Origin of the sequence: Ensifer sp. 2TAB8, assembly GCF_052115125.1 — a bacterium.
GTDB lineage: Bacteria > Pseudomonadota > Alphaproteobacteria > Rhizobiales > Rhizobiaceae > Ensifer.
Genome location: NZ_JBFRGB010000036.1, coordinates 36,110 through 49,334, shown reverse-complemented (window position 1 = coordinate 49,334; position 13,225 = coordinate 36,110). Strand labels below are relative to the sequence as shown.

The 13,225-nt window shown below is 62.1% G+C and carries 10 protein-coding genes; 5 read left to right on the top strand and 5 right to left on the bottom strand.

Annotated elements, in window-relative coordinates; all coding sequences use genetic code 11:
* The first annotated feature begins 757 nt into the window (after window positions 1-757).
* Both AB4Z53_RS32710 and AB4Z53_RS32705 read left to right on the top strand, forming a co-directional pair.
* Window positions 758-1,036 carry a CopG family ribbon-helix-helix protein gene (locus AB4Z53_RS32710; protein WP_291162456.1) on the top strand — a complete coding sequence of 93 codons (279 nt, stop codon included), beginning with the start codon at window positions 758-760 and terminating at the stop codon, window positions 1,034-1,036.
* Complete coding sequence (locus AB4Z53_RS32705; RefSeq protein WP_291162459.1) at window positions 1,024-1,314, top strand: type II toxin-antitoxin system RelE/ParE family toxin; 291 nt, start codon at window positions 1,024-1,026, stop codon at window positions 1,312-1,314. Before AB4Z53_RS32710 ends, AB4Z53_RS32705 begins: the two co-directional genes overlap by 13 nt.
* 326 nt (window positions 1,315-1,640) lie before the next feature.
* On the opposite strand, the gene rpsU is transcribed toward AB4Z53_RS32705, so the two are convergent.
* The 4 genes from rpsU to AB4Z53_RS32685 form a co-directional block, all read right to left on the bottom strand.
* Window positions 1,641-1,871: a 30S ribosomal protein S21 gene (rpsU, locus tag AB4Z53_RS32700; protein ID WP_291162462.1), complete on the bottom strand. Its 231-nt coding sequence runs from the start codon at window positions 1,869-1,871 to the stop codon at window positions 1,641-1,643.
* Window positions 1,872-2,015: 144 nt separating this feature from the next.
* Window positions 2,016-2,810, bottom strand: coding sequence for a L,D-transpeptidase (locus AB4Z53_RS32695; protein ID WP_441599473.1), 795 nt, complete (start codon window positions 2,808-2,810; stop codon window positions 2,016-2,018).
* Between the two features lie 363 nt (window positions 2,811-3,173).
* A complete protein-coding gene (locus tag AB4Z53_RS32690; RefSeq protein WP_441599472.1) occupies window positions 3,174-3,737 on the bottom strand; it encodes a cytochrome b/b6 domain-containing protein in 564 nt (187 codons plus the stop codon).
* On the bottom strand, window positions 3,734-4,009 hold the full coding sequence (locus AB4Z53_RS32685; protein WP_291162471.1) for a PepSY domain-containing protein: 276 nt from the start codon (window positions 4,007-4,009) through the stop codon (window positions 3,734-3,736). The genes AB4Z53_RS32690 and AB4Z53_RS32685 overlap by 4 nt, the downstream gene beginning before the upstream one ends.
* Between AB4Z53_RS32685 and AB4Z53_RS32680 the strand changes: the two genes are divergently transcribed.
* The 3 genes from AB4Z53_RS32680 to AB4Z53_RS32670 are packed head-to-tail and all read left to right on the top strand — an operon-like array spanning window position 4,010 to window position 6,521.
* Complete coding sequence (locus AB4Z53_RS32680; RefSeq protein ID WP_441599470.1) at window positions 4,010-4,489, top strand: PepSY domain-containing protein; 480 nt, start codon at window positions 4,010-4,012, stop codon at window positions 4,487-4,489.
* Window positions 4,486-5,151 carry a response regulator transcription factor gene (locus tag AB4Z53_RS32675; RefSeq protein WP_223730969.1) on the top strand — a complete coding sequence of 222 codons (666 nt, stop codon included), beginning with the start codon at window positions 4,486-4,488 and terminating at the stop codon, window positions 5,149-5,151. Before AB4Z53_RS32680 ends, AB4Z53_RS32675 begins: the two co-directional genes overlap by 4 nt.
* Before the next feature lie 35 nt (window positions 5,152-5,186).
* Window positions 5,187-6,521 carry a sensor histidine kinase gene (locus AB4Z53_RS32670; RefSeq protein ID WP_291162479.1) on the top strand — a complete coding sequence of 445 codons (1,335 nt, stop codon included), beginning with the start codon at window positions 5,187-5,189 and terminating at the stop codon, window positions 6,519-6,521.
* Between the two features lie 641 nt (window positions 6,522-7,162).
* On the opposite strand, the gene AB4Z53_RS32665 is transcribed toward AB4Z53_RS32670, so the two are convergent.
* A complete protein-coding gene (locus tag AB4Z53_RS32665) occupies window positions 7,163-12,856 on the bottom strand; it encodes an IPT/TIG domain-containing protein (RefSeq protein ID WP_441599467.1) in 5,694 nt (1,897 codons plus the stop codon).
* Between the last annotated feature and the right edge of the window lie 369 nt (window positions 12,857-13,225).

Here is a 13,225-nt window from a genome sequence, read left to right as displayed (position 1 = left end):
AGCGAAACCACCAGCGATCTCGTGGCAAGCACCCACCACCGCAGCCTGCTTGCTGCAAGCCCGGTCGACATCGCCTCGTCCGATCGCCACACGGTAAAGCCTTGGCTCGACAACCGGATCGGTATTTCGCCGCCGGCGCCTGATCTGGCACGCCCGTTCCCGCCCATACCATGCATTCGAGCGCATGCCGGCGCGTCAGCACGAAGACAGCATCGGTCACTTGTTCGTCCTTGCGCATTTCCGTTCTACCTTTCGAACGTCCGTCGCCGGAGTAGGAGACCGAGGAAGCTGCGCGCTTATTCTGGGCAAGCGCTCACTTTATCGCGAGCCGTGGCGCGGAGACAAGTTTGGCCGCCGGGAAGTGTTCATGCGGCTGTCAACCGCCTGGCAAAAAGCTCGCCGGCAAACTTGCATGCTGCTCTATAGTTCGAACTGACTTCTGTCAGATGCGGTTCCGCAGCGGCACAGTCCTTCACCGCAAGGGGACACCGTGTCCTGAATAAGCAACCGTTCGTCGGGCTCGGTATCTCGCCCTTGATCAGGGTGGGCTTCTGTGGCGCTCCACTGCCGGATCAGCTTCGGGAACCGAGGCGACCGCGTCACGCGACGACATCATCGACATACTCCGGTCGCTAGCACGGCCGGGAAGGTGAGTGGCGGTAGGTTGCGTGATCGCGACGGAGCTGGATCATAGACAACTGAAACAGCAGCTCTTATATTTAGCGCTTGGTATTACCTCTAACTAAGGATGGTTGCGATGGCGTCCCCAACCTCGCTCAAGCTCGATGATGAACTGAAAGGTCGCGTTCAACACTTAGCTGAAATCCGCCGCCGATCGTCTCACTGGATCATGCGAGAAGCGATTGCGCAATACGTCGAGCGAGAAGAGAAGCGAGAAACATTGCGACAGGACACGCTGGACGCGTGGGAGGAATATCAATCGACGGGCCTCCATGCCACTGCGGCCGAGGTCGAGAAATGGCTATCCACGTGGGGAACTGACGACGAGAGCGCTGCGCCTGAATGCCACAAATAGTCTTCTCTCCAGCGGCTGTTCGTGACCTAGAGCGTCTCCGAAAATACTTGCAGCCCAAAAGCCCTTTGGTAGCCAAGCGAGCGGCTGAAGCCATCCTGAAGGGTGTGCAGGCCCTTGGCGCACATCCAAAAATGGGGCGCCTTATTGATGATCTGCCGGATCCGTATCGAGAGTGGCTCATTGATTTTGGAGATAGCGGATACATCACGCGTTACCGCATTGATGAGGACGTTTTGACAATCCTCGCCGTGCGGCACCAGAAAGAAAGCGGATTCTGAGAGTAAACCGACGGTTGGACTGCTCATCAGGGAATACCAACAGACTCAGTTGTTCACCTTATGGCGATCTCGGATCGCGTAATGTATCGACCGGAACGCCTATCAGGTCGCCGATGATTGAGGTCATTCCTTGATGCGGGTGAGTTGATCCAGTGCTTCGTAGTGATTGAAGCACAAGCAGCGCGAATGTTTAACGTGTGCTTTGCGGGTGCTGATTAATCTATTCGAGTTGCGCGGCAGCCCCGGACAAATATTTGGACCTGTGCTTCTGAACCACAGGGCGCTCTACCCCACCGTCACAGCGGCCGCCCTAAGCGTTCATGAACCTATCTACTCTTTTTCGGCTTCGACGGGAGCAGGCCTTCGCGTTGCATTTGTTTGCGAGCATTCTTGCGCTGGCGGCTCACCGCCTCGGATTTCTCGCGCGCCCTCTTAACCGAGGGCTTTTCAAAAGCTTCGCGCATCCGCATTTCACGAAAAATGCCCTCGCGCTGGAGCTTCTTTTTCAGGACGCGGAGCGCCTGATCGACATTATTATCGCGTACTAGAACCTGCATTGGCCGCTCGTAGTTGGAAAGGTCGCTCAACTTACAAGTTTTCGCGCTGATTCCAAGTTCACAGTTTGCAGAAACTCGAGCCTTCTAAAATGAAAAGCAAGGCGACGCTGAAACCGGGTCCTCGAACCATGCCTCGAGTGGAATTCATGCGACCACAATCGGGACTTTGCTCGGTGACGCCTTCACCCGGTTGTAAAGGTCGATGACGTCCTGGTTGATCATGCGCACGCATCCGGAAGATGCCTGGGTGCCAATGGTCCACCACTCCGGTGAGCCGTGTACGCGATAGCCAGTATCGTGGCCGTCCTTGTAGATATAGTGCGCTCGGGCGCCGAGCGGGTTGTCGAGTCCGCCCGGCTGACCGCCCGTCCATTTCACAAGCTCTGGCTTGCGCGCGATCATCTCTTTGGGCGGCGTCCAAGTCGGCCACTGCTTTGTGTACTGGATCTCGGCGCGACCGCTCCATTCAAAGCCGGTCTTGCCGATGCCTACGCCGTAACGGATCGCTTCACCGCCTTCCTGCACCCAATAGAGATGCCGCTCGCTGAGCCGCACCACGATGGTGCCCGGCGCCTCTCCGGTTGGATCGATAACGATTTGCCGCCGGAATTCCGGCTTGACCTTCTGGTATGGGATTGCCGGGATCACCAAACCATTGTCGATCGTCGAGGCATACATCGTGCCGTTGTCGGTGATGTTGCTGTCGACACTGATCGGTGGGATAGCCCCGGTCGACATGTTGTCAACGCCCGCAGGCGACAAACGAGCGGACGGCTCGAGCGGTTCCAGCGATGGGAGTTCAAGCGCCTGCGAGCAGCCGGAGGCACCAAGTAACGTCATGACACCGAGGCCTGAAAGCACGCTGCGACGGGAGACGATATAACCGGGCTCTAAAATGGTGTCGCCGGAGGACAGCTTCTGATCTTGCGGCTTACGCATGCACTCTTCACCCCAAAAGAACGGTCGGCATCATGCCCTCCGGCTGGGCGCATTTTCACAATTCATGGTTAAGAAGGCGTGAAACGGGCCTGCATGCTGCTTTCCACTTGCAAGTGTAGGGTGGCAGACGCGATGCCATGCATAAGCCAGTTCCTCGTCGGAAGGACTGCATTTCTGGTTCTGGGCAGCAATTATGCACTCCATTGAACCCAGGGCGAGCTGCTTGTCCGCGGTTCGAATCCCTTCAAGGCGAGGGAGTTAGACGCCTCATCGCTTCAAAAGGGCGGGCGTGGCGTTTGGATTTCCCTCGCGCCAGCGCCGGTAGCAATTGGTCGTCCTTGTGGACCATTGTCGTTCCGACGATCATTCGGCACGTTTGCGGCCTGTGATCATCGCGCGGACCAGATTTTCCTTGTGCTCGATGCTGGCGAGCACAACGCCAGCGACGTGCAAGCCAATAAGACCAAGGGTCAGGTTCGCCAACAGTTCATGCGTCTCCTCCACCCACGCGACACCCCAATAGGCGTTAGTCGTCATCATGTATCCGGTTGCGGCGATGCCGGAGATCGAGATGAGAAGAGCTATCACCATCGCGCCTCCGGCCGGGTTGTGGCCAATATAGCGTTTGGCTTTCAGTGCTATGCTGTCCAGAAGAAATCTAACGGTTGTGACCGGGCTGTATATGAAGTTCGAAAATCGCGCGTGGCGAGTACCGATAAAGCCCCAGATGACGCGAATGACCAGAAGCCCGATGATTACGTATCCCGCCAGGATATGGGCCTTTTTCCACTCGTCGCCTGTCAGGTAGGAGAAGGCAAACAGTCCGACGAGACCCCAGTGGAACACGCGCACGAGCGGGTCCCAGACATTGACCGTCGGCGGCGAGCCCGTGCTCGCCGCATCTAGATCCATCGTGCCCATGATCATTCGCTTTCGTTGCCGACCGCAGCGCCGGTCTCGGGGTTGAACACGGTCTCAACCTTGTTGCCCTTGGCGTCGATAGCGTAAACTTCGTAGCAGCTGCCCTCGACTTTCACCCGGCGCACATCGAGGCCCGTGGCTTTGGCTTTTTCCTTGATGCTGTTCTCGCTAAGCCACTTGTCCTTGGCCGCGCTTGTGCAATTCTGCCCTTCTTCGGCGCGGGCGACGCCTCCAGAGGCGGTGGCGAGCAGGAGGGTCGCGAGGATGATCATCTTCATTTGTCTTCTCCATCAGATACCCAGGAGCGGTTCTGCTCTTCTGGTCGACGTCGAACCTATGGCAGGCAACATGACGACGACCTGATGGAGATTGTCAGGTTCTTGTCATCTGCGATGGGCTATCGGTGTGCGATGTGTTCGTTTCGCATCCTCAGCGTCTTTGCGCTTCTCCTTCTCGGCCTGCCCCTGCTGCCGGGACCTGCCCGTGCTGACGATGACCGCTCACATGCTGCCGGAGACGACGACGTCCCGTCGCACGATGATCTCAGCGAGCTTGTCCGGGAGGGCAGAATTCACCCACTGGCCGTTCTGAAGGCGCAAGTCCTGACCAAACTGCCGGGCGAATTGATCGATGTCAGGGTGGAGCGCGACGACGGCGTTATCATCTATGAATTCCGGATCCTGAGGGAAAGTGGCCGGGTCACCGAAGTGGAGGTGGAAGCCGCCTCGGGCAGGATCGTCGAAATCGAGAACGAATGATGCGTCTGCTGCTTGCCGAAGACGATCCGCTTATCGCCCGTGACGTGGGTGCTCATCTTGCGAAGGCGGGCTTTAATGTCGTGCACGAGAAGAATGGAGAGGCGGTGTTGTTCGCGGGCGAACATGAGGACTTCGCGGCCGTCATACTCGACCTGGGTTTACCCACGATCGACGGCCTCACCATCCTGAAGAGGTGGCGTTCTGCTGGCCGAGGCATGCCCGTGATCATCCTGACGGCACGAGGCAACTGGGAGGAGCGCGTGGAGGGCATCAACGCAGGTGCTGATGACTATCTCGGCAAGCCCTTCCGTATCGCCGAATTGCTTGCCCGACTGCACGCCGTGCTGCGCAGATATTCCGGCCAAGCGAGCGCAGTCCTGTCCTCTGGGCCCGTTTCAATCGACACCCGCCATCGTACGGTTGCGATCGACGGGGTGCCCGTGGACGTAACACCCCTGGAATACAAATGTCTCACTGTCCTCATGCAGAACCGCAGTCGCGCCGTTTCGCAGATGGAGTTGACCGAACAGCTCTACACTCAGGACTTCGAACGGGAGAGCAATTCCGTTGAAGTCCTTATCGGACGATTGCGAAAGAAACTCGGGCGGGACGCAATCGTCACGCGCCGGGGCTTCGGCTATCAGATCGCGGCGGACGAGTGATGAGGTCGCTCCATGGCCGCTTCATTCTTACATCCGTGGTCGTCGTCTCGATCTGCCTCGCAGCGGCGTTTTTTGCTCTCGTTCAGATTTTTGCGGAAAGCTACAGTACGCGCCTCCAGAACGAATTGACCGGGCACATAAACCGACTGGCTGCCGTCATCCGCTTCTCTGCTGACGGGAAGGTCCAGGTGCCTGAGAATCCTCCGGACAATCGTTTCCTGCTGCCTTATGGCGGTCTGTATTGGCAGATCGACGATCCAGTCGGGAAAGTTGAGCTGCGGTCGGCCTCGCTATTCGACTACGCCCTGCCGCTGCCGCGGGAGGCGCACCCGGTCGGCGTCATGCACCAGTATCGCCTCGCTGGTCCGGAGGGAAAGGATGTCCTGGTCCAGGAGCGCGTTCTGTTGTTGGCCGCACCCGAAGGGAAAAGGCCTGTCCGGATTGCGGCTGCGGTGAATGCGGATGAGGTCGACAACGCACGCGCGGCCTTCGCTCTCGACATCCTGCCCTATGTGGGCGTGCTGGCCGTGCTGCTGGTCCTCATGTCGATCATCCAGCTCTGGATCGGCCTGAGACCCCTCGACCACATCGGCCGCGACCTCGAGGCGGTGCGTGACCGCAGCGTTAGGCGCTTGGCAGGTCCATACCCCCGTGAGGTCCAGCCGCTCGTCGATCGGTTGAACAGACTGCTGGAAACCCAGGCCACGGCCATGGACAACGCAAGGGGCCGGGCCAGCGACCTGGCGCATGGACTGAAGACGCCGCTGACTGTCCTCACCAACAATGCCTTGACCCTCCGCGAGAAGGGTGAGATCGAAATCGCTGGCGAACTCGACCATCTGGCCGATACCATGCTCTCCCATGTCGAGCACGAGCTGGCCCGTGCGCGGCTCACACCGAGCGCGGACCAGCGGAGCGGCGATGCCGACGTCGCCAGGATCGTCGGCGAGACGATCCGGATGCTTCAGCACACCGAGGCAGGCGAGCGCCTTTCATGGGAGGCCGGCTTGCAGGAGGGCCTGACGGCGCCGATTGACCCGCATGATTTTCGCGAATTGGTCGGCAACCTTCTCGAAAACGCATCGAAATGGGCCACGAGCCGTGTGGCTGTCACGGCCGTCCGGCGCGATGGTTTTATCCGGCTTGTGGTCGAGGACGACGGCCCGGGGGTGTCACCCGAGAGACTGCCGGACCTGCTGCGCCGGGGTGTGCGCCTGGATCGCCTGAAGCCCGGCTCGGGTCTTGGTCTGGCGATCGTATCGGAGATCGCCAATGTCTATAATCTGGCCCTAACCTTGGAGAATAGCGCCGAAGGCGGCTTGCGCGCGGAAGTCGCCGGTTCCGACCCGCGCCCTTCGCCGGAGACCTGATGTCGCGGAACATCAAAGCGAAGCTGAACTGAAACTTGGCCTTCTGCTTGTTGCGTCGGCGGATTGCTGCTTGGCTCGGCTCGCACTTCGCAGGCCGAACGGATGCCGCGCGATTTATATGGACAATCGCCATCGCTCCGGCTCTGGGGGGCCTACTTGTCGAGATAATCCGAAGCCTATGGCATCGGGAATGGGCCTGGACCTCGTCACTGCGCTGTCGATGTCGGCTGCACTCATCTTTGGAGAAGCCTTGGCGGCAACGGTTGTCGCGCTGATGTACACGGGCGGCACATTCCTCGAAAGCTTCGCGGAGGGGCGCGCGCCGCGAAAATGCGTGACTTACTCTCCCGCGTGCCGCGGACCGCGACGCGCATTGACGGCGGCCTGCGCGGGGTTCCTATCGACGACATCCGGTCTGGCGATCGGCTGCCGGTCCGACAGGGTGATGTCGTCCCTATGGACGGGAAGGTCGCGAGCGCCCGGGCCTTCCTCCGCACAGACGGCCCCGGCCGATGCAGATTATTTCACCGGGTTGCGCGATCGGGCTCGTGGTCGGCAGAGCAAGTGAAAACCAAGCCGGTTATTCCACGTAAGCTGGGCGCTGCTCGGCTCGACGTCGCATGACCAGCGATCCACTTCCGTCAGAACTGCCTTCCCGCCCTCACTTTGCCGCCGGCGGCTTTCTCGCCATCGCCTTCGATGTCGAAGAGCAGATCGGCTGAAAGCATCCAGAGGTCGGCCGTTTGAAGCGAGAAGCCGGCGGTGATCGACCCGAAAAGGCCGGATCCATCCTGGCCTGAATAGCCCGCGGTGACGCCGAGCTTGGGCGTGAGCGCCGATCCGTTGTCCAGCGTGAAGGAGCGGGCGATTTCAGCGCCGAGGCTGACGCGGAACTGCTGGGCGTCAAAGCCGTCGATCGCTATCTCGTCGCCTGCGTCGTTGCGCACCGAATAGTCATCCACCTTTTCGTTGAAGTAGACGGCCCTCAGCTTCGGCGTCAGCACCGTGGCGTCGTCGAGTTGCCACTCTCCCGTGATCGCGGTATCGATTATCCAGCGCGTCGTGTCGAAATCGCCGTTCCAGAACTCGGTATCGATATCGTTGGCCGAACCGCCGTAAAGAAGGCTGGTATCCCAGAAGACACCCTGGCCGATTTCGAGCGAGGCATAGGGACCGGCAAACCAGCCATTGCCCGTCAGTTCCGCATCCGCGTCACTCGGATCGGTCATGCGATCGAAGTGGAACGACAGGCCGACAAGCGCTCGCTCCGACAGCAGATAGTCGGCGCCAAGATTGAGCATCGCGAAGCTGCCCCACTTGCCGTCGTTCTGGTCCCGCTTGTGTGCGAGGAAGGTGCCATCGATCCAGATGTTGAAGGGCGGCAAGGCTGTTGCCTCGATGCCGTCCGCGGCGTCCCGCGCGGCATCCAACTGCGCAAGGCTGGTCGAGAAACTGGCTGTCATGCCCTCCTCGGACGGTGTCATGCGCGCGGTGACCGAATCTGTTGCGTGTTGCATCTGCCGACGCTCGAGAAGGCCGGGAACGTATATGCCGTTGGCGATCAGGCCCTGCCGCGTCTCGACAAAGCCGCTGACGAGCGCGTTGATATCCTCCGCCACGTCGGTCGCGGCATAGGCGAGATTATAGGTCACGGTGCCGATGTTCGAAGAGCCAAGCGAACTCGTCAGGCGGAAACCGACCCTGGCCGCGCCGGAAAATGCCGGATTGGGGGTAAACTGCAAGTACCAGCCGACCGGCCCGGTGACCGGACCTGCCTGGGCAAGCCGCCCCTGGATGATCGTGGCGGTGCCGGCGTTCGGAGGCTCCACGAAGGCCACGTCGGCGGACGTAAACGGTCCCCCGGTCGCGCCGCGATTGAGATAGATGTCAGGTGGGCTCGTGCCGGCGGGCACATTCACCACCTGGTCGGTGACGGTCGTTCCGCGTGAGTTGACCGTCATGCTGTAGGTCGCAGAACCGGACGCGCCGTTGTTGTCCTCGACCACCACGGTAAAGGTGTAGTTGCCTTGGCTTGCGGCATCGAGCGGGCCGGTCAGCTCGCCGGTCGAAACGTTGAGCACCATGCCGGCGGGCAAGGCGCCGGATCCGATCCGATAGAGGAGCGGTGCCGCCCCGCCGGTCGCCGTGATCTGCTGGCGATAGTCCTCGCCGGCCATCGCATCGCCGAGGGTTCCGGGCTGAGGCGTGAAGGTGAAGGCGGCGATCGGCGCCCTGACGGCAAGCGAATAGGTGGCCGAGCCCGTGGCGCCATAGGCGTCGGTGGCGGTAACGGTGAAGCCGAAGTTGCCCGTTGCCGTGGGCGTGCCGCCGACATGGCCGGTTGTGCCGTCGAGCGCAAGTCCGGCCGGAAGTGCACCTGCCGTCACGGTGTAGGCATAGGGCGCGGTGCCGCCGGAAACGGCAAGGGTCTGGGCGTAAACAGTTCCCTTGGTGCCGTCGGCAAGCGCGCCTGCGCCAGGCGAGAGTACCAGCGTCGGTGCCGTCACCGCGAGGGTAACCGTTGCGGCCGATGAGGTTCCGGCAGCATTGGTGGCAGTATAGGTGAAGCTGTCCGTCCCGGAATAGCCGGGCGCCGGTGTGTAGGTGATGGTCGTGCCAGACGCCGTCGCCGTGCCGTGGGCTGCAGGGTTTGCAACCGCAACGCTGTCGGCAGCACCCCCGGTGATCGCAAGTGTGATCCCGTTGGCCGTGGAGTTGGCCGCAACCGTGGCCGTGACGGCGTTGGCGACGGGCAGGACCTGGTCGACGACAAGGGCATAGCTTTGCGTGCCCGTGAAGGGGCCGGTACCGCTCGCCGCGTCGGTGGCGCTGATCGTGATGTTGAAGGTTCCAACCGCCGACGGCGTGCCCGAGAGGACGCCAGCGGCGCTGAGGTTGAGGCCGAGTGGAAGCGGGCCGGATGTGACAGAGTAGCTGTAGGGGGCAATGCCGCCGGATGCAGTCACCGTCTGGCTATAGGCCGCGCCGAAGGTCGCATTCGGCAGGGTGGACGGTGCAACCGCGATTGCTGGAGCTGCAATCGTCACGGAATAGCTCTGCGAGGCTGTGAAGGGTCCTGTCCCGGTTGAGCTGTCGGTCGTGCTGACCGTGAAGGTGAACGTGCCGCCCGCGGTCGGCGAGCCGGAAAGAACGCCGGCCGAACTCATGCTCAGGCCGGCCGGAAGCGTGCCCGTGACGGAGTAGGTATAGGGGCCGGTTCCGCCCGAGGCGCCAAAGGACTGGCTATAGGCAAGGCCGGTCGTGCCGCCGGGTAGAGCGCCCGCTGACGGCGACAGAACCATCGTCGGCGTGCCGACGGTCAACGCATAGGCACGCGCGCCCGTATAGGGTCCGGTCCCTGCGCTGTCGGTGGCGGTGACCGTGAAGTGGTAGGTTCCCCCACCGGTCGGCGTGCCTGAGATGGTGCCATCGGCGGCCAGCGCGAGGCCGTCCGGGAGTGCGCCTGCGGTGATCCCAAATGTAAACGGCGCAATGCCGCCCGTAGTGCTCACCGTCGCGCTGTACGAAATGCCGTTCGCCGCGTTCGGCAACGTCGCGGGATTGATGGTGATGCTCGGCGCGGCAATGCTGATGCTGGCTGCGGCCGTGCCGGTAAAGCTGCCATTCCCTCCCGAACTGTCGGTCGCGGTGACCACGACCGTGGCATTGCCTGCCGAAGTGGGCGTGCCGGAGATGACGCCTGCGCTGCTGATGGATAGGCCGGCCGGCAGTCCCGTTGCCGAGAAGTTGGAATAGGGAGCGTGGCCGCCGCTGACGCTGACGGCGATCCCGCCGCTGTTATAGGCATCGCCCACCGTGCCGGTGGAGGCCGGGAGCGTGACCGAGAAGACGGGATCGTTCACCGTCACGAAGACCTGGCCGACATTGGAGGTGCCGCCCGGGTTGGTCGCGACGTAGTTGAAGGTGTCGGTGCCACGGAAGCCGACTGGCGGCGTGTAGCTGACGAGGCCTGCGCTATCGATGCTGATCGTGGCTCCATAGGACGAAGCCCCAACCTGATAGCCGGTCGGGTTGTTGGTTGCATGTGGGGCAGCACTGAAGGTCGTGGCCGAGGCCGAGCCGGCGTTATAGGTCAAACCGGAGATGGCGAAGGACGAGACAATCGGCGCCGGCGGCAAGACGACCGTCAGCGTCGCCGTCGCATTGGTGTTGTAGGGACCTGCCCCCAACGAGCTGTCAGTGATGTTGACGCTCACCGTGAAGGTGCCGCTGGCCGTCGGCGTCCCGGTCACCACACCGCTGCCGCTATCGACCAGACCCGCGGGCAGCCCGCTGACGCTGTTGACCGTGTAGAGTGCTTTGCCGCCCGAGATCGTCACCGCTGTATTGCCGGTGTTGTAGGCCGTGCCGACGGTGGCCGCGGCCGACGGCAGCGTGACCGTAAGGGTCGGATTGCCGATCGTCACGGTGACGGTGGCGGGGCTCGATGTGCCGCCGATGTTGGTCGCCGTGAAGGTGAAGCTGTCATTGGCATTGCGGTAGCCCACAGGCGGGATGTAGGTCACCTGTCCGCTGCTGTCGACGCTGACCGACCCGCCTTGCGCAGTGGTTGAGGAGCCGACCGCGTAGCTCGTTGGATTGTTGCTCACGTGTGTGGACAGGTCGAGCGACTGGCTGAAACTGGAGCCGTCATTGTAGGGAACGATCGAACCGTAGGTGAAGCTGGTCGCTACGGGTGGCGCTACGTACGTATACTGGTCGGACGCGATGGTGGCGCTGGTGCCGCCGGGCGTGGTCACGGTGATGTCATACGTGCCTGCCGAACTGGCCGGCGCCGTCGCCGTGATCTGGGTGTTGCTGTTGATCGTATAGGTCGCCGTTGTCGCCCCGAACTTCACCGCGCCTGTCGGATTGGCTGCCGCAAACCCGGTGCCGGTGATGGTCACCGTCGTACCGCCGCTCGTCGGGCCTGCCGTTGGCGACGTCGAGGTCACGGTCGGTGCGGCAACATAGGTGTATTGGTCAGACGCGCTGGTGGCACTCGTGCCGCCGGGCGTGGTCACGGTGATGTCATAGGTGCCCGCCGAATTGGCTGGCGCCGTCGCGGTGATCTGCGTGGCGCTGTTGATCGTATAGACCGCCGTCGCCGCTCCGAACTTCACCGCGCCCGTCGGACTAGCCGCGTTGAACCCGCTGCCGGTGATGGTCACCGTCGTCCCACCGCCCGTCGGACCCGAGGTCGGTGACGTCGAGGTCACGGTCGGCGCCGCCACATAGGTGTACAGGTCGGACGCGCTGGTGGCGCTCGTGCCGCCGGGCGTGGTCACGGTGATGTCATAGGTGCCCGCCGAATTGGCCGGCGCCGTCGCCGTGATCTGCGTGTTGCTGTTGATCGTATAGGTCGCGTTCGCCGCCCCGAACTTCACCGCGCCCGTCGGATTGGCTGCCGCAAACCCGGTGCCGGTGATGGTCACCGTCATGCCGCCGCCCGTTGGGCCTGCCGTCGGCGACGTCGAGGTGACGGTTGGAGGCAGGACATAGGTGAACTGGTCGGACACGCTGGTGGCGCTTGTCCCGCCGGGCGTGGTGACACGGATGTCCACCGTGCCCGTGCCTGCCGGCGCGGTCGCGGTAATCTGGGTGCCGCTGTTGACGGTGTAGCTGGTCGCCGCCGTGCCACCGAATGTCACCGCCGTTGCACCAGTAAAGCCGGTGCCGGTGATGACCACGCTTGTTCCACCGCCTGTCGGGCCTGCTATCGGCGACGTCGAGGTTACGGTCGGAGCCGGGACATAGGTGTACTGGTCGGATACGCTGGTGGCGCTGGTCCCGCCGGTATTGGTGACGCGGATATCGACCGTGCCCGTGCCTGCCGGTGCGGTCGCGGTGATCTGCGTGTTGCTGTTCACGGTGAAACCGGTTGCCGCCGTCCCGCCGAATGTAACCGCCGTTGCGCCAGTAAGGCCGGTGCCCGTGATGGTCACTGTGGTTCCACCAGCCGTTGGACCTGAGGTCGGCGACCTCGAGGCAACTGTGGGTGCCGCGACATAGGTATACTGATCAGACGAGCTGGTGGCGCTGGTTCCGCCGGGGCTGGTGACTGTGATGTCCACCGTTCCCGCTGTGCCTGCCGGTGCGGTCGCGGTGATCTGGGTGTTGCTGTTGATGGTGTAGCCGGTGGCTGCCGTACCACCGAAGGCGACCGACGTGGCGTTGAGCAGGTTGTTGCCGGTGATGACCACCGTCGTTCCGCCGGCCGTCGGGCCCGACGTCGGCGAGACCGCGGTAACGGCGGGCTGGGGCAAATAGTTGATGTTGAGAGACGCGGGGGTGTTCGCGATCGGAGTTGGGTTGCCGTCGGGACCGTTGTACATGTACCCGGAATATACATCCGGGCCCGGTGGGGGCGCGCTCAGCAACTTTATTTGCAGTTGGGCGTTGGTGATATTGAACCGAAATTCATAGAGGCCACCATTGCTGCCGTTTGCGGTTTCTGCAAGTTCCGCTCCAGTATCGTCTTTTGCGCCAAGGCCGAAGACGTTCGTGATGTCCATCTGCGTGTTATAGAAACTGCTGAAGCTCCCCAGCCACGTCGTCTCGCACGTGTTGGTATAGATCGTTTGGGTCTGGCCAACCGCGGTAAATGTGAGGTTCCATGTGCATGCAGCCTCCGCCGCCAGAGCGCTTGCAAGCCAGAGGGATAGCGCGAGCGCGCTTGCGCGAACGACCCCGCAAAAGGCTGA